Genomic DNA, 23,782 nt, shown 5'->3' on the forward strand with positions numbered 1-23,782 from the left:
CAGACAGCACCTAAGTGTTGAAAAGACAGTGTTGAAAAAACAGTGTCGAGAAGACAGTGCCGAAAAGACGGAGACGTCGAAAACACTAGCCGTCGATCTCCCTATGGAAACCTGAAGAGACGAGACCGCCTGATGCCGTCACCCGAGGGCCAGTCATGAGCCGTTCACTGTTCGATGAATTGCGTGTGCACATGGATCGTCTGCGCCGCTCCGAGCAGAAGGTGGCGCGCTTCGTGCTGCGCAACCCGGAAGAAGTGATCCTGATGCGGATCACCGATCTGGCCAGCGAGGCACAGGTCAGCGAGCCGACGGTGGTGCGCTTCTGCCGCGCCATGGGCATGGCCGGTTTCCAGGAGTTCAAGCTCAAGCTGGCGCAGATGATGGCCAAGGGCAGCCAGTACGCCCAGTTCACCATGAACGATGGCGACAGCGTGGCCGAGTTCTCCCACGGCATCTTCGACGGCACCATCGAAACCCTCGAGCGAGTCCGCGATTGCCTCGACAACGAGGCGCTGGGCAAGGCGATCGCCGCACTGGCGGTGGCCAACCGGGTAGAGTTCTACGGATACGGAGCCTCGGGAATCGTGGCCGCCGACGCCCAGCACAAGTTCTTCCGTCTCCAGATCCACACTTCGGCCTATTCCGATCCGCACCTGCAGGCGATGTCCGCCGCGACGTTGAAAGCGGGTGACGTGGTGGTGGCGATCTCCCAGACCGGCCGTACCCGGGCGCTGATCGCCAGCGCCAAGACCGCGGTCAAGGCCGGCGCTACCGTGATCGGCCTGTGCCCCAGCGATTCGCCGCTGGCCCGCGAGGTGACTCTGCCATTGCCGGTCGACGTACAGGAGGACACCGAGGTCTACATTCCGATGACCTCGCGTATCGCTCATCTGTTGACCATCGACGTGCTGGCCGTCGGCGTGGCCAAGAATCGCGGCCCGCAGATCACCGATCAGCTCAAGGCGATCAAGCGCAGTCTGGGGTCGCTGAGAGTGTCCAACAACGTTTCCTGATTTTTCTGCTCCACCATCATTTTTCTGTCCCCACCGGCCATGCGAGCCAAGCCTCGACTTTGCTCGCATGGCCCGCTGTCGGGCGAGGATTTTGGCGCTTCCTGACACTGTATATATAGACAGTAAATGGTTTTCTAGGCGACACTGAGTCTTCCGATTCGTCACGTCTGGTCGTCACCATGTCGCTTCGTCACGATTATCATCATCACGGATTGCCGGTTTGGCGCCCCTGCACGTTGTCTTCCCGTACTTTGCCTGCCCGTACTTTGCCTTCCGGTACGTTGCCTTCCTGCACCAGGAAGCCGCGATGAACGGCTTGAAGGCTCTGCTCGACAGCCGCCAGGTCTGGCGCGCTCAGGCTGGCGTCGATAGCGATCGTGGCGAAGCGGTTGCCAGCGGACATGCCCAGCTCGATGCGATCCTGCCGGGCGGCGGCTGGCCGCCGGCCGCGATCAGTGAGCTGCTGTCGACGGGCGCCGGTAACGGGGAACTGGCCTTGCTGTGGCCGGTACTCTCGCGGATGACCCGCGAAGGCCGTCCGATAGTACTGGTGTCGCCACCGGGCGTGCCGTATCCGGCGGCGTGGCGGCAGGCGGGGGTAGCGCTCGAACAGTGCCATTGGCTGGACGTGCAGGGTCGCGAAGCGCTGTGGGCGACGGAGCAGTGCCTGCGCGCCGGCTGCTGTGCCGTCGTCGTTGCCTGGCTGCCGCAGGCCGATAGCCGTCTCATGCGCCGGCTGCAGGTGGCGGCGGCGAGCGGCGATACGCTGGCGTTCGTCCATCGGCCGCTGGCGAAAGTGCCCGAAGCCTCGCCGGCGCCGCTGCGAATACGACTGCACCGGCATGCCGAGCTGGAGATCCTCAAGTGTCGCGGTGGCTTTGCCCCTGCGCGGCGAATCGCCTTCGGCGCCGGAGCGTGACCCCATGCGCTGGGTCTGCCTGCTGTTTCCGCGCCTGGCCCTGGAGGGCGCGCTGCGCCGCCGGGCCAATCCCGAGGCACCCTTTGCGCTGATCGACGGGCCGGCACCGCGTCAATGCATTCGCGCTGCCAATCGTGCCGCCCGCGATCAGGGGGTCAAACCCGGCCAGGCGCGCGGTTTCGCCGAGGCGCTGTTTAACGCGCCGCTTTTTAAGGCGCCCGACGCCGCGCCGCTTTCCAAGGCGCCCAACGCCGCGCCAGATAGGGGGTCTCGATCCGGTTCGAGTCAGCGGCTCGAGACGGCGCCCTTCGACGCCGAGTCGGTGGAGCGCTGGCGGCGGCGTCTGGCGACCTGGGCCTACGGTTTCAGCGCTCAGGTCAGTCTTCACTATCCCCACGCGCTGGTGTTCGAGATCGCCAGCAGTCTCGACCTGCTGGGGCCGTGGCCGCGTCTGGAAGCGCGACTGCGGGCGGAACTCGCCGAGCTCGGTTTTTCCCACCGCCTGGTGATCGCGCCCAATCCGGCGGCGGCACGCGTGCTGGTCAATGCCCACGACGGCCTGGCGGTGGACGAGGGCGGGCTGGAGTCGGCGTTGGCGACGCTACGCCTCGAGCGTGCCGGGTTGGGGAGCATCGATGCCGATCGAGACATTGTGCAGACCCTGAAACGCAGCGGATTCCAGCGTCTGGGCGAGCTTTTCGCCCTGCCCCGCAGTGCGCTGGCCCGACGTTTCGGGGCCGGCCTGATGCGCCATCTGGGCGAACTGCGCGGGGAGTGGCCGCTGGCGCTCGACTACCACCGCCCGACGCCGCGGTTTTCGCGCACTTTCGAATTCGATCGACCGGTATATGCCATCACGGGCCTCACCTTTCCGCTCAAGCGCTTGTTGCAGGAGCTGAGCGTGTTTCTGATGGGCCAGGATGCGGGCGTCGAGCGGTTCCGGCTGATGTTCGAGCTGGAAGATGGCCCGGCCCAGCCCGTCGAGATCGGCCTGGTGTCGGCGCAGCGAGATCCCGACACCCTGCTCGAGCTGACCCGTTCGCAGCTGGAGCGCGTGCGTCTCGCCGGCCCGGTCATGCGCCTGACGCTTTTCGCGCCTCGATTGTCGGCCTATGCGCCGATCCGGCGGGAACTGCTGGAGGGGCCGGCACGTCAGGCCCAGGCCTGGGCAACGCTGCATCAGCGGCTGGTGGCGCGATTGGGCGAGCCGGTGCTCAAGCCGCTGGTGGAGTATCGCGAACACCGCCCGGAAATGGCGGTGCTCCATGGCGCTGGCCCGCGGGCGCGAGACGCCCGCGCCGGCGCGCCGCGCCCGGGCTGGCTGGCCAGCGTGCCCCAGCGCTGCGATGACGACGTGGTGCAGCTGCTGGCGGGCCCGGAGCGGATCGAAAGCGGCTGGTGGGACGGCGGCGACATCCGGCGCGACTACTATCTGGCCCAGTGGGCCGACGGTCGTCATGCCTGGGTCTGGTGCGAACCAGGGCGGCAGGGATGGTATCTGCACGGGTGGTTCGGATGAACGATGGATTTTTACAGCGGCCCGACGCTGCCGCCTCATCGCGGCCCGACGCTGCCGCCTCATCGCGGCCCGACGCTGTCGCCTCATCGCGGCCCGACGCTGCCGCTTCGGGCGCCCGTGAGTCGACAGGCGCGGGTTCGGGCGCCTTTAGAGAGCCCTACGCCGAGCTGCACTGTCTCTCCGCCTTCAGCTTCCAGCGCGGGGCTTCCACCGCGGAGGAGCTGTTCGAGCGCGCCGCCCGGCTCGGCTATCGGGCGCTGGCGATCACCGACGAGGCCACGCTGGCGGGGATCGTGCGTGGCTGGCAGGCTGCGCGGACGCATGGCATCGACCTGATCGTCGGCGCCGAGTTTCGCACCGAATGCGGCATCAAGCTGGTGCTGCTGGTGGAGAACCAGCGTGGCTACGAAGCGCTCTGCGGCTTGATCACCCGCGTACGCGGTCGCGCGCCCAAGGGCGAGTATCGGCTGCTCGAAGCCGACCTCGACGAGCTCGACGGCGGCGAGGGCCTGTTCGCGCTGTGGATCCCCGGCGCCGTGGCGGATTGCGAGATGGGTGATCATGAGGTGGGCGAGCGGCTGGCACGCGCCTTTCCCGATCGGCTGTGGTTGGCGGTGGAGCTCCACTACGGCTTCGAGAATGGCTGCGACAACGCCGCGCGCCTGGCCCAGCTGCAGGCTCTGGCCGACGCGCTGGGCATACCGGCGCTGGCGACGGGGGACGTTCACATGCACGCCCGCGGCCGGCGGGCGCTGCAGGATTGCCTCGCCGCGATTCGCCATCATCGAAGCGTGTTCGAGGCGGGTGACACCCTGTTCGCCAACGGCGAGCGCCATCTGCGCAGCCGCGACGCGCTGTCCGCGATCTATCCCGCCGAACTGATGGCCGCGAGCGCGGCGCTGGCGGCGCGCTGCGATTTCGATCTCGGCGCGCTCCGCTACACCTATCCCCACGAGGTGGTGCCGGCCGGCAAGACGCCGGCCGAGTGGCTGCGCGAGTTGACGCTCGAGGGCTGCGTTCGTCGCTGGCCGGCGGGTGTACCGGAGAAGGCTTCCCGGCAGATCGACTACGAACTCGCGCTGGTCGAGGAACTTGGCTACGAGCACTACTTTCTGACCGTTCACGATATCGTGGCGTTCGCGCGCCGCCGGCAGATCCTGTGCCAGGGGCGCGGTTCGGCGGCCAACTCGGCGGTCTGCTTCGCGCTGGGCATCACTTCCATCGACCCGGCCGAAACGGCGCTGCTGTTCGAACGATTCATCTCCCGCGAGCGCGACGAGCCGCCGGATATCGATGTCGATTTCGAACACGAGCGCCGCGAAGAGGTGATCCAGTACGTCTTTCGCCGCTACGGGCGCCATCGCGCCGCGCTGACCGCCGTGGTCAGTCACTACCATGCCGCCGGGGCGATTCGCGATATCGGCCGGGCACTGGGCTTCGCGCCGGAGCGCATCGATCAACTGGCCCGCTGTGCCGGACGCTGGACCGATGTGATCCCCGATGCGGCACGCCTCGAGGAGCAGGGTTTCGAGCCGCAGGAGCCGATGCTCAAGCGTCTGCTGGCACTGGCCGCCACGCTGGTCGGCTTTCCGCGCCATCTCTCTCAGCATCCGGGCGGATTCGTGATTTCGGATGCGCCGCTGCAGACGCTGGTACCGGTGGAGAACGCTGCCATGCCCGAGCGTACCGTCATCCAGTGGGACAAGGACGATCTCGATCTGGTCGGCCTGCTCAAGGTCGACGTGCTGTCGCTGGGCATGCTGACGGTACTGCGGCGCAGCTTCGACCTGCTCAGACAGCATCGCGGCCGCGACTACGGCCTGGCGGATCTGCCACCCGAGGACCCCGAAACCTACGCCATGATCCAGCGTGCCGACACCGTCGGCGTGTTCCAGATCGAATCCCGCGCGCAGATGGCGATGCTGCCACGGCTCAAGCCGGCCACGTTCTACGATCTGGTGATCGAGGTGGCGATCGTGCGCCCGGGGCCGATTCAGGGCGACATGGTTCACCCTTACCTCAAGCGCCGTAACGGCGAGGAACCCGTGACCTATCCTTCCGAGGCGGTAAAAGCGGTGTTCGAGCGTACCCTGGGCGTACCGCTGTTTCAGGAGCAGGTGATGGCGCTGGCGGTGGAGGCGGCCGGCTACAGCCCCGGCGAAGCCGACCAGCTGCGGCGTTCGATGGCGGCGTGGAAGCGTCACGGCGGGCTCGAGCCTCATCGCAAACGCATCGTCGAGGGGATGCTCGAGCGCGGCTACGAACTGAGCTTCGCCGAGCGCATCTTCGAACAGATCAAGGGCTTCGGCAGCTACGGCTTTCCCGAATCCCACGCCGCCAGTTTTGCCCTGCTCACCTACGCCAGCTGCTGGCTCAAATGCCACGAGCAGGCGATCTTCGCCTGCGCCCTGATCAACAGCTGGCCGATGGGCTTCTATTCGCCGGATCAGGTGCTGCAGGATGCCCGCCGCCACGGCGTCGAAATTCGCCCGGTCGACATTCGCCAGAGCCGGTGGGAGAGCACGCTGGAGGTTGCCCCTGACAGCACCGGCGGGATGGCGATCCGGCTCGGCCTGCACATGATCAAGGGCCTGGCCGAGAGCGACGGCGAGCGGCTGCTGGCCGCTCGCGATACGCCTGATTGCGATAGCGTCGAACGCCTGGCGGCGAGAGCCGGCGTCAAGCGGGCGGTGCTCTCACGGCTCGCCGATGCCGGAGCGCTGGAGGGGTTGGCCGGGGATCGCCATCAGGCGCGATGGGCCGCGGCCGGGATCGAGACCTCGCTACCGCTGTTTTCCGAGGTCGAGACCGAAGAGGAGACGTTCGCGCTGCCGACCCTCGAAGTCGGGGAGGCGATCAAGGCGGACTACGCCACACTCGGCACCACGCTGGGGCCGCATCCGATGTCGCTGCTGCGCCAGCGCTGCCGGGCGGAGGGCACTCGCGGTCTGGGCGGCGTGGTGGATTCGAAACGCCTCGCCGAGCTACCGAGCGATATCGGCGTGGCGATCGCCGGCCTGGTGATCGGGCGCCAGCGCCCCGGTTCCGCCAAGGGGGTGACTTTTCTTACCCTCGAGGACGAATTCGGCATGGTCAATGTCGTGGTCTGGCCGCATCTTGCCGTGCGTTATCGCCGGATACTGCTCGAATCCCGACTGCTGCGGGTGATCGGCAAGCTGGAGTCCCAGGCGGGCGTGCGCCATGTCATTGCCAGGCGTCTGACCGATCTCACCGGTCTGCTGGAGGGGCTGAGCACGCGGAGTCGCGATTTCCATTGAGGCCATGGCGAGACCGTATCGAGGCCGTACCGAAACCACAGGGCCGGGCCCGGACTGGCAATCGGGTTTCCAACTATGCTTAGGTAATGAACCAATCCGCTACGCGACCGGTCTTCACTGTCATGCTTACGCCGGCGTAGCGACGTAGCGACGATTTTTCTTTCAATCACTCAAGAGGCGGCTGATTTATGGAGAGCATTGGCGTAGGGCCCTGGATTGCCATCGCGGTGGCCGTGGGGGCCATAGGGGTGCTGGTCGGCTACTGGCTGGGCACCAAGATGGGCGGCCACAATACCGAACCGATGCGTGAGCTCAATCGCGAGCACAAGGTCTACAAGGAAGACGTTCGCGAGCACTTCGAGCAGGTTTCCGCGACCATGACGCGGATGGTCGAGGACTATCGCGAGATGTATCACCATGTCGCCAGGGGCGCCGAGAAACTGGCCGACATGCACCACGAGACGGTGATCGAGCCGCCGCCCAAGCCCGAAGCGATCACTCAGGATCTGCGGGCCGATGGCGAGGAGAACGAGGCATCGCCTGCCGACGAAAACCGCAAGACAGCGACAGCGGCCACCTCTACCGCTTCTCCCGCATCGGCTTCCCGGGCAACGGGTCCGGTGAAGACGCCCTCGGCGACGGCGCCCACGGCGTCCGGTACGGCAGCGAAATCTTCTGCCTCGTCTTCCGCATCGCCAGCCGCCGCCTCTTCGTCGGCCGGCAAGGCATCGGCCGGGACGGCCGGTGGTAATGCATCCGGCTCGTCGAGCGCTCGTCCGCAGGATGCCGCGATCCGCGCTGCCGCCGAGGATGCCGCCACGGCGCAGAAGCGCTGATCGCCCACGCCAGTCAGCGGCGGCAGTTGCCAACAGGCGTCATGTCAGGTGGAGCGGGCCGGCTATGTTAAGCTGGCGCGCTCTTCTCTATTTCCAGCAGCAGGCCCCGCACGGTTTCCAATGGATGATGTCTCGGCACTAATCGACTCCCTCAATGCCAATCAGCGCGAGGCCGTCGCCGCGCCGCCCGGCAATATGCTGGTGCTGGCCGGTGCCGGCTCGGGCAAGACCCGGGTACTGGTGCACCGCATCGCCTGGCTGTTGCAGGCCGAAGGCGTTTCCCCCTACGCCATTCTGGCGGTGACCTTCACCAACAAGGCCGCCCGCGAGATGCGGACGCGTCTCGAGGCGCTGCAGGGCGCGACGCTTCGCAACATGTGGGTCGGCACCTTTCACTCCATCGCCCACCGCCTGCTGCGCACGCACTGGCACGACGCGCGGCTGCCCCAGCATTTCCAGATCATCGACAGCGACGATCAGCTGCGGCTGGTCAAGCGTCTGCTGCGGGACCACAACGTCGACGACGAGCGCTATCCGCCCAAGCAGGTGCAGTATTTCATCGGTGGCTGCAAGGAAGAGGGGCTGCGTCCGCAGCAGGTGGCGACCCATGGCGACCCGTACATGGCCAAGATGGTCGAGCTCTACGAGCTCTATCAGCTGACCTGCGAGCGCGGCGGGCTGGTCGACTTCGGCGAGCTGCTGCTGCGCAGCCTGGAACTGCTGCGGGATACGCCAGCGCTGCTCAAGCACTATCGCGAGCGCTTCGGGCACATCCTGGTCGACGAATTCCAGGACACCAATACCCTCCAGTACGCCTGGCTCAAGCTGCTGGCGGGCGCCGATGGCAATGGAGGGAGCGATGACGATCGTGCCTGCATGATCGTGGTCGGCGACGACGATCAGTCGATCTACGGCTGGCGCGGGGCCAAGGTCGAGAACATTCGCCGCTTCGAGAGCGAATTCGCCAATACCCGGACGGTCCGCCTGGAGCAGAACTATCGCTCCACCAGCGTGATTCTGGATGCCGCCAATGCGCTGATCAGTCAGAACAGCGGGCGCATGGGCAAGGAGCTGTGGACCGATGGCGAGACCGGCGAAAAGATCTCGGTCTACGCCGGTTTCAACGATCTCGACGAGGCGCGCTTCATCGTCGATACCATCGGCGAGCAGTCGCGGAACGGCTTTTCCCGCCGCGAGATGGCGATTCTCTACCGCTCCAACGCGCAGTCGCGGGTGATCGAGGAAGCACTGATTCGCAGCGGCGTGCCGTATCGCATCTATGGCGGCCAGCGCTTCTACGAGCGCCTCGAGATCAAGAACGCGCTGGCCTATCTGCGGCTGCTGCTCAACCGCGAGGACGACGCCTCGCTGGAGCGGGTGATCAACGTGCCTGCGCGAGGCATCGGCACGCGTACGGTGGAGATCCTGCGTGGCCGCGCCCGCGATACCAACGTGTCGCTGTGGCAGGCGCTGCACGACAGCCTGAGCGACGGTACGCTGAAGGGTCGCGCGGGCAATGCGGTCAACGCCTTCGCCGAGCTGATCGAACGGCTCGATAACGACACCGCCGGCATGGCGCTGTACGAGATCATCGACCATGCCATCCAGATTTCCGGTCTGATCGAACATCATCGCAGCGAGAAGGGCGAGAAAGGTCAGGCGCGGGTCGAGAACCTGGAGGAACTGGTCAACGCGGCGCGGGCGTTCTCGCAGAATGCGCAGGCCAACCCGATCGATCTGCAGGAGGTCGGCGAAGGTGCCGCGGCGCTGGAACCGTTCCTGGCCGAGGCGGCGCTCAACGCGGGCGACCACGAGGCCGACGAGTTCGAGGACTGCGTCCAGATGATGACGCTGCACTCGGCCAAGGGGCTGGAATTCCCGGTGGTGTTCGTGGCCGGCATCGAGGAGGGTCTGTTCCCGCACAAGATGTCGCTGGAGGAGCCGGGGCGCCTCGAGGAGGAGCGCCGGCTCTGCTATGTCGGCATGACCCGCGCCATGCGCAAGCTCTATCTGACCTACGCCGAGATTCGCCGTCTGCACGGTCGCGAAACGATGGCGCGACCGTCGCGCTTTCTGCGCGAGGTGCCCGAGGAGCTGCTCGAGGAAGTGCGCCTGCGCGGCCAGATATCGCGACCGGTGACGTCGCGGCCGAACGTGGGGCCGGCACGCCAGCAGGGCATCGAAGGCGGCGACGATCTGCCATCGCTATCGCTCGGTCAGCGGGTCAGCCATCCGCTGTTCGGCGAGGGCGTGATCCTCGATGCCGAGGGCGAAGGCGCGCGCGCCCGGGTTCACGTCAGCTTCGAAGGCGAGGGTGACAAGTGGCTGGTGCTGGGCTTCGCCAAGCTCACGCCGCTGTGACCAGGCGCGGGTCACGCCGCTGCCGGGTCAGCCCAATGCCGACGTCGTCATCTGTTTGCAATACTGTTGTGCCAGAATGGCGAGATAGGTCGTAAAACGTTCGTCGCGTCCCCCTGTTTTTCGTCGCGCCTCTCATTTGGAGCCACGCATGGATATCACCAGCGATACCCACAGTCAGCACATCTCGCAGCAGTTCAATCAGGACCTGGAAGCCATCAAGACCCAACTGATGGCGATGGGCGGACTGGTCGAGAAACAGCTTCAGGAAGCCCTGACGGCATTGCTGGATGGCGATAGCCAACTGGCGATACGGGTGCGCGACAACGACAGCAGCGTCAACGACATGCAGCTCAAGATCGATGAGGAGTGCGTGCGGATTCTGGCCCGGCGCCAGCCGGCTGCCTCCGACTTGCGCCTGGTCATTGCGGTCATCCGGGCCACCAACGATCTCGAACGCATGGGTGATGAAGCCAACAAGATCGCGCGCAATGCGATCGACCTGATCGAGGCCGGACGGATTCCCCAGGGCAGCATCGAGATCCGTCATATCAGCGAGCACGTCGGCCATATGCTGCGCGATGCGTTGACCGCCTTCGCCCGTTTCGATACCGAACTGGCGCTGAAAGTGGTTCAGGAAGATGCCTCGGTGGATAGCGAATACACCACCGCCATGCGTTCGCTGGCGACCTTCATGATGGAAGATTCACGCTCCATCGGCGGCGTGCTGAGCGTGATGACGGTACTGCGCGCGCTGGAGCGTATCGGCGATCACGCCGACAACCTCGCCGAGCATGTCATCTATCTGGTCAAGGGCCACGATATTCGCCATATCTCGAAGAAAGAGCTCGACGCGGAAGCCCTGCGCGGCCGCTAGCGCCGAACCGGTACCAGGGGCGGCACTGGCTGTCGCTGCATTGACGCCTCATCGGCGGGACTGTGTTAGCGTGTCGATCACGCAACATACTGTCTGGTCGACGGATTCGGCATGATCTATCCCCTGAAAGCGATTATCGAAGGCACGCGTCTGGTTTTCGAACCCGGCCTGCGCCGCTACGTGATTGGCCCCATCGTGGTCAACGTGCTGCTTTACGGTGGCACCCTTTTCTATCTGTTCGAGAATTTCGGCGGCTGGCTGGATTACGGCATGCGCCAGGTGCCGGAGTGGCTCACCTGGCTGGAGTGGCTGATCTGGCCGCTGCTGGTGGCGGCGCTGGCCCTGATCGTGTTCTTCACCTTCACGCTGGTCTCCAATCTGATCGCCGCGCCGTTCTACGGGTTCCTGGCCGAGAAAGTGGAAACCCGCGTCACCGGGCGGCCACCGAGCGACGAGCGCGGCCTGGTCAAATCCGGTGTCGATGCGCTGGGGCGTGAACTGGTCAAGCTGGGCTACATTCTGCCGCGCATGGCGGCACTGTTCCTGCTGGGCTTCGTGCCGGGCCTGAATCTGATCACGCCGTTTCTGTGGGCGGCGTTCTCGGCCTGGATGATGGCCGTGCAGTATCTCGATTACCCGATGGACAACAATCAGGTCGGCTTCACCGACATGCGCCGTCGCCTGCGCGCGCGCTGGTGGCCGACGCTGACCTATGGCGCCTGCATGTCGGTGGCGACCTGGGTGCCGGTACTCAACCTGATTCTCTTGCCCGGCGGCGTTGCCGGTGGCGTGCTGTTGTGGGATCGCTACTACCGGCCGATGGTGCCGGCCATTCGCTGAAGCCTGGCCGCCTGACCGCGTTCCGGGTGTTCCATTCGGCAAGAAAAATGCCGAACGGGGTTGAAAGCCGTCGCCGGGCACGCCATCTATCAGAAACGAGCTGGAGATTTGCCGAAGCGCTGAGGACAGTGGTTCAGCGCTTCGAAAAATCTTTGGAAATAGGCTTTAAAATCAGGGTACTGCTCTGAATGCGCAACGCGTGACAGCCTTCGGGCCTGCTTGACACCGAGACGCGTTGCTCACTATTTTGATTGACCCGAGAGGCGCCCACGCCGGGCAATGCCTCCTCATGAATGGGAGTTTTGATCATGGCTCATAGCCTACCGTCGCTACCTTATGCATATGACGCGCTGGAACCCAAGATCGATGCAATGACGATGGAGATTCATCACACCCGTCACCATCAGACCTATATCAACAACCTCAACGCCGCGCTGGAAGGTACGGGCCTCGAGGACGTGCCGGTCGACAAGCTGATGGCCGATATCGACAAGGTGCCGCAGGACAAGCGCCAAGCCGTTATCAACAACGGTGGCGGGCATGCCAACCACTCCCTGTTCTGGACCGTGATGTCCAAGGATGGCGGTGGCGAGCCGACCGGCAAGGTGGGCGAAGCCATCGAAAGCGAGCTGGGCGGTTTCGAGGCCTTCAAGGAAGAGTTCAAGAAAGCGGCTACCGGGCGTTTCGGTAGTGGCTGGGCGTGGCTGGTGGTCACCCCGGAGAAGAAGCTCAAGGTCATCAATACCTTGAATCAGGACAGCCCGCTGATGGAAGGCCTGACCCCGATTCTGGGCCTGGACGTCTGGGAGCACGCTTACTACCTGAAGTATCAGAACAAGCGTCCGGACTACATCGCTGCGTTCTTCGACGTCGTCAACTGGGACGAAGTCAATCGTCGCTATGCCGAAGCGGCCGCCTGATCGGCGAATCGTCGCCACAGGCTTGAGCGATTTCGAGATGCCCCCGTCCCGGTTATAGCCCCGGAGCGGGGGCATCCTGCGCTGATTCCCACCATCACGCCTTTTCTGATAGGCTGAGGCCGTCGGCTTCCTGCCGGCTCGTTGCCCGACTCTCGTTCCCACTCCGCCAGACGATCCGACATCATGACTGCACTTCGCTGCGACGCCACACTGACGCTCACTGATGTAAATAATTTTCAATTGCGCCTGAGAGCGTTTCTGGATGAGTACGATGTGCTCTATCAGGGTGATGACACGCGAACGGTCATCGAGCTACCGGGGGGCGAAGCGCATTTCGCCAACATTCGCGTGGGTCTGCACATGGAAGCCCGTGCCGAGGCGCGGGACGGCCTGGAGACGCTGCGCGGGATCATCGAATACTACGTGTCGCAGTTTGCCGGCGAGAATGCGCTGCCGCTGCACTGGCACGGTGACGTCGTTGCCGCGCCCACTTTCGCCAACTTCCGCGAGATGCGAGTGGCGCGAATCGAGGACCTTAGCCCCAGCATCCGCCGACTGACGCTGGCCGGCGAAAACCTGGCACGCTTCGATCATCCGGAAGAGTGGCACGTACGCCTGCATTTTCCACCTGAGGGCATCGATCGTCCCCAGTGGCCGCGGCCGACCGCGGAAGGCGGCACCCAGTGGCCGCCGGAGGATCAGCGGGCCGAGATTCGCTACTACACCATTCGCCGCCTGGATGTCGCCAGCGGCGAGATCGAGATCGACTTTCTGCTCCATGACGCGCCGGGGCCCGGCGGAGATTTCGCGCGTCGCGCCAGGCCGGGCGATGTCTGCGGCATGGCCGGTCCGTACGGTCGTGGCGTCGCCGATGCGTCGCATTACCTGCTGGCGGGGGACGAAACCGCCATTCCCGCCATTGCGCGGCTACTGGAGACGCTGCCGGCCCACGCCCGTGTCGAAGCGTGGCTGGAGGTCGAATCGCCGGTGGATGAGGTGGAGCTGCCGATTTCGGATCACTGCCGCGTCAGCTGGCGTCACCGCTGTCGCGGCCATGCGCCCAGCGAGCAGCTCGCCTCTGCAGTGGTCGAGGCGATGCCGGCGGTTCGAGACGACCTGTTCGTCTGGTTCGCCGGCGAAGCGGACGTCAGTCAGCGCCTGCGCAAGCGTCTCAAGCAGGAGTTCGGGCTGCAGAAGGGGCAGCATCTGGTGACGGGCTACTGGAAACGTTGAGCGTCGGCTGAAAAATGCCTGCGCTCGCCCATGCGGCGTTAAAAATCGGCTCGAACGCCAGCCCGGTCAAAGTGCTCATTTACACCCACGTAAACTGGTGCGCCAGCACGGTCCGTTTTCGCCAATTTTTGCCTTGGCTACGCGCCCCGGTCTGACCATCGCTCACCGATTGTTCAGACGAAGCTCAGCTCATTGTGCCCTGTCGAGTACGAGCAGCGGGTCGATGCGGGTATCGAACCAGTTCATGCCCCAGTGCAGGTGGGGCCCGGTGGCGCGTCCGGTCGATCCCACCAAACCGATCACGTCTCCTTGCTCGACGCTGTCGCCGACATCGACGTCGATCCGCGAGAGGTGAAGAAAGTTGGAGCTGACGCCGTAGCCGTGGTCGAGCAGTATCGTGCCGCCGGTCAGATAGAGGTCATCGGCAAAGGTGATCACGCCGCTGGCCGGGGCCTTGACCGGCGTGCCCTCGGCGGCGGCGATGTCCATCCCCGAGTGCGCCGAACCCGGCGTGCCGTTGTAGATTCGCTGGTTGCCGAAGCGTCCGCTGATGCGGCCCTCGACCGGCCGTAGGAAGGTCTGGGCGAAACCCACCCGATCGTCGTTGCGCGCGCGCTCGGCGCTGACGGCGGCCTGCTCGCGCCGAATGCGCTGGGCGATCTCCGGTGGCGGCGAGACCGTCTTGGGCGGCACGCCGTCGATGCGCTCGATCGGCCAGTCCCGAGGCGTGATCGCAACCGATATCTGGCGACTGCGCCCGTCGGGTGTCGTGATATCGACGGTCTCGGCGCCGCTGGCATCGCGCCCGACGCCGAACACCACGGTGCCATAACCGGTGACACGCAGCGCATGCCCGGCTACCTGAACCCGGCTGCCCGGCGGCACGCGACCGATCACCATCGAGCCCTGCTGGACGCTGTCGGGAAAGGTGATCGGAATCGCCTCGCCGCGCGCCTCGGTCATGACGCCCGCCAGCAGCAGCATGAAGACGATGGCGCCGACGAGTCGGCGCCACGAAAGAGAGATTGGGATGGTCGCCACCTGTGGGCACTCCGTATCGCGAGATGCCGCCACCATAACCCGATGTGCCGAGCGGATCATCTCGCGCCGCGATGGGCTCGGAGATTCTCCTAGAACGATTCCCAGTCGTCGTTATCGTCCGACGTCGAGCGCGCTGTCGACACGGGGCTTGGCGACACGGGGCTTGGCGACGAAGCCGACGGCAGCTGCCGTGGCGTGGCCGCCGGGGTCGGCGAGCGGTATCGCGCCACCAGGTTGTCGTAGTCGACGCTGGCGATCTTGAAGCCGGCCAAGGCCTGTTCCAGCGTCGCGACCTGGGCGTTGAGCGTCGAGGCGGCGGCGGAAGCCTGCTGTACCAGCGAGGCGTTCTGCTGGGTCACCTGATCCATCTGTACCACCGCCTCGTTGACCTGATCGATCCCGTTGGACTGCTCGCCGGAAGCGACCGAGATCTCCTCGATCAGATCGGTCATGCGCGACACGGCTTCGACCACGCGGCGAATGGTATCGCCGGCCGTCGCCACGATCTCGGAACCGGCATCGATCTTGCGATTGGAGGCATCGATCAGCCCGCGAATCTCGCGGGAGGCATCGGCGCTGCGGCTGGCCAGCGTGCGCACTTCGTTGGCGACCACCGCGAAACCCCGCCCCTGCTCGCCGGCCCGGGCCGCTTCGACGGAGGCATTGAGCGCCAGGATATTGGTCTGGAAAGCGATCGAGTCGATCACGCCGACGATCTCGGTGACCTGACGCGAGCTGTCGGTGATGCCCTGCATGGTCGAGACGACCTGATCCATCATCTCGCCGCCTTCGGTGGCGGTGGTACGGGCCTCGCCAGCCAGACCGCTGGCCTGGCGGGCATTGTCGGCATTCTGGCGCACGGTCTGGGTCAGTTCCTCCATGCTGGAGGCGGTCTCGCCGATGGAGGCCGCCTGCTGCTCGGTTCGCGCTGCCAGATCCTGGTTACCGTTGTGAATCTGGCCGACACCGACGGTAATGGTGGTCGAGGCGTGGCGAATGTTGCCCATCGATTCGGCCAGGTGGGTGCGCATGCCTTCGATGGCGGCGAGCAGACTGCGCTGGTCGCCCGTTCGGATGCTCAGCGAGGTGGTGAGATCGCCTTCGGCCATGCCCTTGACCGCATCGCGGGCCTGCCGCGGATCGCCGCCCAGATCGCCCAGCACGCTGCGGATGATCCAGCCCATGATCAGCGTGATGATCGCACCGATCACGCCGGCGATGAGGCTCATCTTGAGCACGCCGGCCCAGAACGCCTGCTGGATGTCGCTGATGTAGACGTTGGCAGCCAGGTACCAGTCCCACTCGGGCACGTAGCGCACGTAGTTGAGACGGGACACATCTTCGCCATCGGCATTGGTCGAGGTGTATTCCAGCGTGCCATCGTCGGGCGAGTCCGCCAGCGCCTTGAGTTCACGATAGAAATAGACCCCGTTGTCATCGCGGAACCCGCTCATGTCGGTGCCGATCTCGCGTTTGGGGTGATAGACCAGATGAATGTTGCTGTCGAAGGCATAGACATAGCTGCCGTCGAGGTCCAGCGCCGATAGATTCTTGCGTGCGAAGTTCTGGGCAGCTTCGGTAGAGAATTCGCCGTTGGCGGCGCGTTCGACGTAGCGCTCGACCAGGGTGTGGGCGCTACCCACGAAGCTCTTGAGGCTGCTCACGCGTTCGGCCATCAGCGTCTCGCGCTTCTCCAGGGCCATCCAGCCCACCAGAATCAACATTCCCAGCCACATCAGGCCAACCGTGATCCAGAGTTTTTGTCGCATCGTCATCGTGAAGCATCCTAGTGGTCGCGATAAGCGCAATTCATATAAACAATTAAATGGATATGAACTGCTGGCACTATCGGCCGCCGATGCTGAAGATTGAGAGGAAGTTATTGAAAAAAGCGGGAATGGCGTCAGGGCGAGATGTCGGAAGCGAGTGAGGCTGAGCCGGCGCTGGGCGCCAGACGCGGTGCGGGGAAGACGCAACGGAAGCGCGCGCCGAGGCCCGGCCGGCTGACGATCTCCAGCTGGGCATCGTGGCGCAGCAACACGTGCTTGACGATGGCCAGTCCCAGGCCAGTACCGCCGGTGGCGGCGCTGCGGCCCTTGTCGACGCGATAGAAGCGCTCGGTCAGCCGGGGGATATGAATGGGGTCGAAACCGTCACCGTCATCCTCGACTTCGATGGCAGCGCCGTCGTGCCAGGGCCGCCAGCGCAGGGTGATGGTACTGCCCTCCGGCGTATAGCGGACCGCATTGAATGCCAGATTGGAGACCGCGCTGCGAATCTCCTTGGTGTTGGCGAGCAGACGTCCCGATTCCTCGATTTCTACCGACAGCTGGTGGCGACCGGCGCTGAGATCGCGGGCATCGGCAGCAATCCCGTCGAGAAGCGAGGGGACATCGATGGTATCGCGGTCATCGTTGGGGCTATCGATCTCCAGGCGCGACAGCAGCAGCAGATCCTCGACCAGATTCTGCATGCGCGTGGTCTGTGCCTGCATCTGACCGAACCCTCGCTGCCAGCGCTCGGGCAACTGGTCGGCATGATCCGAATAGGTCTCCAGATAACCCGCCAGCACTGTCAGCGGCGTGCGCAATTCATGGGAGACATTGGCGACGAAGTCACGGCGCATCATCTCCAACTGATGCAGACGGGAGACATCGCGGGCCATCAGCAGACGTTCGTTGTCGCCGAACAGGGTGAGATGGAACTGCAGCGTGCGATTGCCTTGCAGCGGCGAGGGGATCAGCAGCGGCTCGCGGTAATCGCCGGCTTCGAAATAGTCGATGAAGCGGGGGTCGCGCAGAAAGTTGGTGATCGGCTGGCCGCGATCGTGGTCGGGCTGCAGGCCCAGCATGTCGCAGGCGGCGCTGTTCCACCACTCGAGGTCGCCGTTGGGGTCGAGCATCACCACGCTGTCGCGCATCGCCTCGCAGGAATCCTGGATGCGACGCAGGATATCGCGCAGGCGCTGCTGCAGTTGGGTCTGGGCCTTCTGGTAGCTGTACAGCCGGTCGAACAGATCCCCCCACACGCCGGTGCCGGGCGGCGGCGCTTCGCGCGGATTCTTCAGCAGCCAGACGTAGAGCAGACGTACGTGGCGCAGGTGCAGAAAGACGTAGAGCCCGAGCCCCGCGGCCAGCCCCCATCCCAGCCCGGCAAGCAGATTGCCGCCCAGTTTGCCGAGCAGCAGGCCCAGCGCGCCGAGCCCGAACAGCATGTAGCCGAGACGCCACAGTTCGTTGATCCAGTAGCGCACGTCCGGACTTACTCCCTGATCGAAAAGCGGTAACCGGTGCCGCGCACGGTCTGGACCAGGTGCTGATGCGCTTCGCCGAGCGACTTGCGCAAGCGGCGAATGTGCACATCGACAGTGCGCTCTTCCACGTACACATTGCCGCCCCAGACCTGATCCAGCAACTGACTGCGGGTGTAGGCACGCTCCTGGTGGGTCATGAAGAACTGCAACAGGCGATATTCGGTAGGGCCGATCTCCAGCGCGCCGCCGTGGGAGGTGACGCGGTGACTGGAGGGATCGAGCCGCAGCCCGTCGACTTCGACGGCTTCCTCGATGCCCGGCGGCGTGGCGCGGCGCAGCACTGCCTTGAGCCGGGCCACCAGTTCGCGGGGGGAGAACGGCTTGGTGATGTAGTCGTCGGCGCCAGCTTCCAGCCCCTGGACCTTGTTGTCCTCCTCGCCCTTGGCGGTGAGCAGGATGATCGGCATCTCGGCGGTGGCTTCCTCGCGCTTCAGGCGGCGCGCCAGTTCGATGCCGCTGGTACCGGGCATCATCCAGTCGAGCAGGATCAGGTCGGGCTTCTGGTCGAGCGCCATGGCGTGGCCGGTCTGGGCGTTGTCCGCCTCCAGCACGCGATAGTCGGCCATCTCCAGGGCCACGGCGATCATTTCGCGGATGGGTGCTTCGTCGTCAACGATGAGTACGGTCTTGGAGCTCATGCACATGCCTCGGGTGAGCCGCCGGCAGGCTTTCCCGCGTGACGCCAGTGGTGCATCGGGATCGCTTCCGGCCGTGACAGAACGGTGACGATTACATCGTGAAAATATGACAGCGATATGACAGTCACGCCAGGCGTTGCGTCAGAGCGTCGGCCACAAGGTCAGAACCAGCCCTGCAAACAGTAGCAGCCCGGACCAGAAATTGTTGAGGAAAGCGCGGAAGCAGGCGTCGCGCTCGCGTTCGCGGATCAGCCACTGTTGGTAGACGAAGGTCGCCGCCATCGCCGCCAGGCCCAGCCAGAAAAATCCGCCCAGCGTTCCCAGCGCGCCGACCCAGACCAGCAGTGCCAGCGTCAGCAGCTGCAGCAGGCCGATGATCCGCTTGTCCCAGGCCCCGAACAGCCGGGCGGTGGATTTGATGCCGATCTTGATATCGTCGTCGCGATCGACCATCGCGTACTGGGTGTCGTAGGCCACGGTCCAGGCGACGTTGGCGACCAGCAGCAGCCAGGCTTCCAGCGGTACCTCGCGGCTCACCGCCATGAACGCCATCGGAATGCTCCATGAAAAAGCCATGCCCAGCACCACTTGCGGCAGATGGGTGTAGCGCTTCATGAAAGGGTAGATCGCGGCCAGCGCGACGCCGACGACCGAGAGCAGCACGGTGGCCAGATTGGTCAGACAGACCAGTACGAATGCCAGCACCACCAGGCCCGCGAACAGGATCTTGGCTTCCTTCTCGCGGATCCGACCGGTCGCCAGCGGGCGCGCCTTGGTGCGTTTGACGTGGCCGTCGAGATGCCGATCGGCGTAGTCGTTGACCACGCAGCCGGCGGCGCGCATCAGATAGACCCCGAGCACGAAGATGATCAGCGTGGCGCGATCCGGCAGCCCGTCGGCGGCCAGCCACAGCGCCCACAGCGTCGGCCACATCAGGAGCCAGGTGCCGATCGGCTTGTCCAGGCGCGTCAGGCGCAGGAAGTCGGGCAGGCGCGCCAGTCCGCGGGGGCGGGCGGACAAATCGTCGCCGCGGGGGCGGGCGGCTGAATCGTTGGCGCGGGACATGCAGTTCTCCGTAACGGCGGGCCGCAGAGACCTTATCGTAGATGGCACTCGGCTTCGAGATTGGCGTGATCGCGGCGAGGTGGAGGAGAGCCGGCCAGTCCCAGATCTTCGGCCATCTCGCGGCGAAAGCACTCCTGCACCAGCAGTTGAACGTCGCCATGGCGAAAGCGTGAACGCCGTAGCCACACGCCCTCGGCCTCCGCGGAGACGCGTGCCACCTCGATCGGATCGCGCTCCAGATCAGGCTGCGCGAACAGCCAGCTGCCCAGCGAACGTTCTCCCAGCGTGCGCAGGCGACGACAGCCGATGCGATCCAGCGGTGCGATCGAGCGTGCCGCCACCCACGGCCGCTCGCCGCTCATCAGCATCACCTCGCGCACCCAGGTAACGTCGGTAGGGGCCAGCCCCAGCGCCCGAGCTTCGTCGCGACGCGGCCGTTCGACGCCCTGATGCATCAGCTTGACTCGAAAGGGGCGCTCGGAGGCCGCGATCAGCCGCGCGGTCAGAGAGTCGGTGGACGCCACCCACCGCCACCAGGCGGCGCTCATCCGAGGGCGCTGAGCGGGGGCGGGAGACCAGCGGACCCAGCGCCAGGCGCGTTCGGCGGATGACAGGGCGTGGCAGTGGCAGGTCGAGGGCACGCGAGACGACTCCCTGAGAAGCAGCATGAAAGCGCCGGAAAAATGGCCGTCAACCGCCGGATGGCGCGGGCCGAAGGCGGCGTAGTGTAACATGAGGTCTCGAGACGACCGACCGAACGAGCCTTTGTCATGCGTCAAATCGATCACCCCTTCGCCCCGCTCACGATCATCGGCACCGGGATGGCGGGCCTCGGCCTGGCCCGGGCGGTTCGCCAGCGCGACCCTGACCGTCAGATTACCCTGATCAGCGCCGATAGCGGCGACGACTATGCCAAGCCGCTGCTCTCCAGCGCCTTCACCAAGCGTCAGACGGCGCAGGCGCTGGTCATGCGCGATGCCGTCGAGGTGGCCGACGCGTTGCAGGCCCGAGTTCGTACCCACACCACGGTGGATGCCATCGACACCGTCAGCCGGCAGCTGCGGATCGGCGTCGAAAGCCTGCCCTACAGCCAGCTGGTGCTGGCCACCGGTGCGGCGCCCCGGCAGCCGTGCACTGCCGAGGCGTCGCGGCACTCCCGGGTGTTCTCGATCAACGATCTCGACGACTACCGACGTTGGCGCGGCGTGCTGGAGCGTCATCCCGGTCGTCAGGCCCGCGTCGCCATCATCGGGGCCGGGCTGGTGGGCTGTGAGTTTGCCAATGACCTGCAGGCTGGCGGTCATCGGGTCACGTTGATTGCGCCCGAGACGACGCCGTTACCTCGATTGTTGCCGCCGCCGTTGGGGCGAGCGTTGGGGGAAGCCTTCGCGGCCGCCGGCATTCGTGTCAGGTTCGAGCGTCAGGTAACGGCAATCCACGATACCGGCGAGGGCGTGGCGCTGACGCTCAATGACGGCGAATCGCTGGAGGCGGATCTGGTCCTGATGGCTACCGGTCTGCGTCCGCGAACGGCACTCGCCGAGGCGGCGGGGCTGGCGGTCTCGCCGGCCGGCATCCTCACCGATCGCCGGCTCACCACCAGCGACCCGAACGTTTTCGCGCTGGGTGACGTGGCCTGCGTCGGTGGTCTCGAGGCGACGAGCGATAGGTCGGGCAACGCGCAGCACCATGGCCTGAATGCGATGTACGTTCAGCCGCTGCAGGCCAGTGCCAAGGCGCTGGCGGCAACGCTCACCGGCACGCCGACCGAGGTCAGCTACGCGGCCTGGCCGGTGATCGTCAAGACGCCGCTGTTGCCGGTTGCCGTGTTGCCACCGCGACAAGCGCCTCAGCGCTGGCGAATCGAGGGAGACGGTGATGATTTCACCGCACTGGCCGAGGACGAAGCCGGCCGGCTGCTGGGTTTTGCGCTCACCGGCCGCTGCGTTCGTCGTAAAGTCGAACTGGCGCGAGTCGCCCCCCCGTTGCTAGGCTAGCCTCGGTGGCTGCAAATGCGTAAGCCACGAATCGTCACCTGATGCTGGACAAACCGCGCCCCAAGCGGCCTATTATGCGATCGGAGGGCGTCGCCCTCATCGAGAACAACAACTCGTTTCAGATGCGAGGCGTGTCAGGTGACGCCATTGCCAAATTAGGAGGGCTCTATGCGTAAGCCAGAACTCGCTGCGGCGATTGCCGAGCGTGCTGATCTTTCGAAGGACAAGGCCAGTCAGGTGCTGAACGTCATTCTCGACGAGATCACCGGTACGGTTTCCAAGGGTAGCGATGTCACTTTGATCGGTTTCGGTTCATTCACGGTTCGCGAGCGCGCCGCACGGACGGGCAAAAACCCGCAGACTGGCAAGCCGTTGGACATCCCCGCCAGCAAGACCGTGGCGTTCAAGCCCGGCAAGGCTCTCAAGGACGCCGTCAGCAAGTAAATTCGGTCAGCAAGTCAATTCGGGTTCCGGGTTCCTGAGTCGCTCATCCGCCAATGGGCGAAGCGATAGCCGATCCCCCCAGAGGCGGGTGGGTCGGCATTCTTGACCAAGCGATATTCCTATCCTGATGATCGGTTCGTGCGAGGTGGCATGAAGCTCAAGTTGATGCTCTGGTGGCTGGGCGTGATGCTCAAACGAGCACGGGCTCGCAAGACGGCGTTTCGCGACACCCTGGAAAAGCTGCAGCGATTCGATTGGGGCGTTGCGACCGAAGATCTGTCGATCGCCCGGCACTATCGCATGACGCCGCAGACGATCCAGAGCGATGTCGGCCTGCCGGTAGATCTGGCGCTGGAACTGCGCTTCCGCGATGCCGACAGCGCCACGCGCTTTCTACGCAAACCTTCCCAGCGCGCCTTTCGCGAAGGGCTGTTCAAGGGGCAGCTGCGGCTGGTGGGAGACTCCCGCGATCTGGAGCGATTGCAGAGTTTGCTCAAGCATTTGTAGCGCTGATATCCGACGATAAAAACCGGCAACGTCTCCGTCGCCGGTCAGTACTATCGCTCGCAGCCAGCTATCTCTCGAAACTGACTCTCGAGGCTGACGGCCTCCCAGAACTCACGATCGCTGGAGCTCACGGCCTCGACGCTCAGCGCGGGTTCACGCCGGGCAGATCGAATACCAGCACCTCGGCATCCTCCCCCTGTCCCAGCGTCACGCCCGGTTCATCCACGAGCATCAGCGCATCGCCGCCTTCAAGCGCCTGGCCATTGACCGTGATACTGCCCCTGACCACATGCACGTAACTCTGGCGATCGCCCGCCAGGGTCAGTTCGGCACGCTCCTCGCCATCGAGGAGCGAGGCGTAGATGAAGGCGTCCTGCTGTAGGGTCAGCGAACCGTCACGGCCGTCCGGTGACAGAATCAGACGCAGCTGGCCGCGCTTGTCGGCTTCGTCGAAGTCCTTCTCGGCGTAGTTCGGCGTCAGCCCGCGCTCCCGCGGAAACAGCCATATCTGCAGAAAATGCACCGGTTCGCTGGCGGAGTGATTGAACTCGCTGTGCTCGACGCCACTGCCGGTGGTCATGATCTGTACGCGTCCCGGACCGATCGATGAACCGTTGCCCAGCGTATCCCGGTGACCCAGTTCGCCGCTCAGCACGTAGGAGAAAATCTCCATGTCCTGGTGGCCGTGCTGGCCGAAGCCCTGCCCGGGCGCCACGCGGTCCTCGTTGATCACCCGCAGCGCGCTGAAGTGCACGTGCTTCGGATCGTGATAGCCGGCGAACGAGAACGAGTGATAGCTCTTGAGCCAGCCGTGATCGGCATAACCGCGCTCGTTACCGCGTCGAATCGTCAACATGGCCTGTCTCCTGGTTGTGGGCGCCGAGCGACAGCGACGGCGCAATGGAGACAGTTTATCGACTATATAATCGAACAAAAGCGCGTTTTTGCGCACGGATACGTGCGCAAAATCGAACGATCTGGCGC

At 64.9% G+C, this 23,782-nt stretch carries 20 protein-coding genes; 13 read left to right on the plus strand and 7 right to left on the minus strand.

What is annotated here, in order from left to right; translation table 11 throughout:
* Positions 1–155 precede the first annotated feature (155 nt).
* The 10 genes from hexR (at position 156) to DOM36_RS06185 (ending at position 13,793) form a co-directional block, all read left to right on the plus strand.
* On the plus strand, positions 156–1,013 hold the full coding sequence (gene hexR, locus DOM36_RS06140; RefSeq protein ID WP_075571320.1) for a transcriptional regulator HexR: 858 nt from the start codon (positions 156–158) through the stop codon (positions 1,011–1,013).
* A 220-nt stretch (positions 1,014–1,233) separates the two neighbouring features.
* The gene (gene imuA, locus DOM36_RS06145) at positions 1,234–1,932 is read left to right on the plus strand and encodes a translesion DNA synthesis-associated protein ImuA (RefSeq protein ID WP_198651221.1); all 699 of its coding nucleotides are present in this window, start codon (positions 1,234–1,236) and stop codon (positions 1,930–1,932) included.
* Positions 1,886–3,451 carry a DNA polymerase Y family protein gene (locus DOM36_RS06150; protein ID WP_157958574.1) on the plus strand — a complete coding sequence of 522 codons (1,566 nt, stop codon included), beginning with the start codon at positions 1,886–1,888 and terminating at the stop codon, positions 3,449–3,451. The genes imuA and DOM36_RS06150 overlap by 47 nt, the downstream gene beginning before the upstream one ends.
* The gene (locus DOM36_RS06155; protein WP_157958575.1) at positions 3,448–6,729 is read left to right on the plus strand and encodes an error-prone DNA polymerase; all 3,282 of its coding nucleotides are present in this window, start codon (positions 3,448–3,450) and stop codon (positions 6,727–6,729) included. Before DOM36_RS06150 ends, DOM36_RS06155 begins: the two co-directional genes overlap by 4 nt.
* 188 nt (positions 6,730–6,917) lie before the next feature.
* Complete coding sequence (locus DOM36_RS06160; protein ID WP_075571317.1) at positions 6,918–7,565, plus strand: DUF1043 family protein; 648 nt, start codon at positions 6,918–6,920, stop codon at positions 7,563–7,565.
* A 120-nt stretch (positions 7,566–7,685) separates the two neighbouring features.
* Positions 7,686–9,926: a DNA helicase II gene (gene uvrD / locus DOM36_RS06165; protein ID WP_110641989.1), complete on the plus strand. Its 2,241-nt coding sequence runs from the start codon at positions 7,686–7,688 to the stop codon at positions 9,924–9,926.
* 148 nt (positions 9,927–10,074) lie between these two features.
* The gene (gene phoU, locus DOM36_RS06170) at positions 10,075–10,800 is read left to right on the plus strand and encodes a phosphate signaling complex protein PhoU (protein WP_075571315.1); all 726 of its coding nucleotides are present in this window, start codon (positions 10,075–10,077) and stop codon (positions 10,798–10,800) included.
* 111 nt (positions 10,801–10,911) lie between these two features.
* Positions 10,912–11,640, plus strand: coding sequence for a sulfate transporter CysZ (gene cysZ, locus DOM36_RS06175; protein ID WP_075571314.1), 729 nt, complete (start codon positions 10,912–10,914; stop codon positions 11,638–11,640).
* 308 nt (positions 11,641–11,948) lie between these two features.
* A complete protein-coding gene (locus tag DOM36_RS06180; RefSeq protein WP_075571313.1) occupies positions 11,949–12,560 on the plus strand; it encodes a superoxide dismutase in 612 nt (203 codons plus the stop codon).
* Between the two features lie 183 nt (positions 12,561–12,743).
* Complete coding sequence (locus DOM36_RS06185) at positions 12,744–13,793, plus strand: siderophore-interacting protein (protein ID WP_110641991.1); 1,050 nt, start codon at positions 12,744–12,746, stop codon at positions 13,791–13,793.
* Between the two features lie 189 nt (positions 13,794–13,982).
* Here DOM36_RS06185 and DOM36_RS06190 read toward each other — a convergent pair whose 3' ends face one another.
* The 6 genes from DOM36_RS06190 to DOM36_RS06215 form a co-directional block, all read right to left on the minus strand.
* Positions 13,983–14,834: a M23 family metallopeptidase gene (locus DOM36_RS06190; protein ID WP_198651222.1), complete on the minus strand. Its 852-nt coding sequence runs from the start codon at positions 14,832–14,834 to the stop codon at positions 13,983–13,985.
* Positions 14,835–14,923: 89 nt separating this feature from the next.
* Positions 14,924–16,609: a methyl-accepting chemotaxis protein gene (locus DOM36_RS20565; protein ID WP_280952793.1), complete on the minus strand. Its 1,686-nt coding sequence runs from the start codon at positions 16,607–16,609 to the stop codon at positions 14,924–14,926.
* A gap of 128 nt (positions 16,610–16,737) precedes the next feature.
* On the minus strand, positions 16,738–18,087 hold the full coding sequence (phoR, locus tag DOM36_RS06200; protein WP_110641993.1) for a phosphate regulon sensor histidine kinase PhoR: 1,350 nt from the start codon (positions 18,085–18,087) through the stop codon (positions 16,738–16,740).
* An 8-nt stretch (positions 18,088–18,095) separates the two neighbouring features.
* Positions 18,096–18,785 (minus strand): phosphate regulon transcriptional regulator PhoB, encoded by a 690-nt coding sequence (phoB, locus tag DOM36_RS06205; protein ID WP_075571309.1) that lies wholly within the window; start codon positions 18,783–18,785, stop codon positions 18,096–18,098.
* A 141-nt stretch (positions 18,786–18,926) separates the two neighbouring features.
* Positions 18,927–19,850, minus strand: coding sequence for a 4-hydroxybenzoate octaprenyltransferase (ubiA, locus tag DOM36_RS06210; RefSeq protein ID WP_110641995.1), 924 nt, complete (start codon positions 19,848–19,850; stop codon positions 18,927–18,929).
* A gap of 32 nt (positions 19,851–19,882) precedes the next feature.
* Positions 19,883–20,584 (minus strand): chorismate lyase, encoded by a 702-nt coding sequence (locus tag DOM36_RS06215; protein ID WP_348626383.1) that lies wholly within the window; start codon positions 20,582–20,584, stop codon positions 19,883–19,885.
* Positions 20,585–20,620: 36 nt separating this feature from the next.
* On the opposite strand from DOM36_RS06215, the gene DOM36_RS06220 reads away from it, so the two are divergent.
* From DOM36_RS06220 to DOM36_RS06230, 3 genes are all read left to right on the plus strand, one after another.
* Complete coding sequence (locus tag DOM36_RS06220; protein WP_110641997.1) at positions 20,621–21,847, plus strand: FAD-dependent oxidoreductase; 1,227 nt, start codon at positions 20,621–20,623, stop codon at positions 21,845–21,847.
* Between the two features lie 168 nt (positions 21,848–22,015).
* Positions 22,016–22,291, plus strand: a complete 276-nt coding sequence (locus DOM36_RS06225; RefSeq protein WP_071230476.1) for an HU family DNA-binding protein — start codon at positions 22,016–22,018, stop codon at positions 22,289–22,291.
* 150 nt (positions 22,292–22,441) lie between these two features.
* On the plus strand, positions 22,442–22,798 hold the full coding sequence (locus DOM36_RS06230) for a hypothetical protein (protein ID WP_075571306.1): 357 nt from the start codon (positions 22,442–22,444) through the stop codon (positions 22,796–22,798).
* Between the two features lie 142 nt (positions 22,799–22,940).
* On the opposite strand, the gene DOM36_RS06235 is transcribed toward DOM36_RS06230, so the two are convergent.
* Positions 22,941–23,654, minus strand: a complete 714-nt coding sequence (locus DOM36_RS06235) for a pirin family protein (protein WP_110641999.1) — start codon at positions 23,652–23,654, stop codon at positions 22,941–22,943.
* Positions 23,655–23,782 lie beyond the last annotated feature (128 nt).

It is taken from the genome of Salinicola sp. CPA57 (assembly GCF_003206035.1).
Lineage (GTDB): Bacteria > Pseudomonadota > Gammaproteobacteria > Pseudomonadales > Halomonadaceae > Salinicola > Salinicola socius.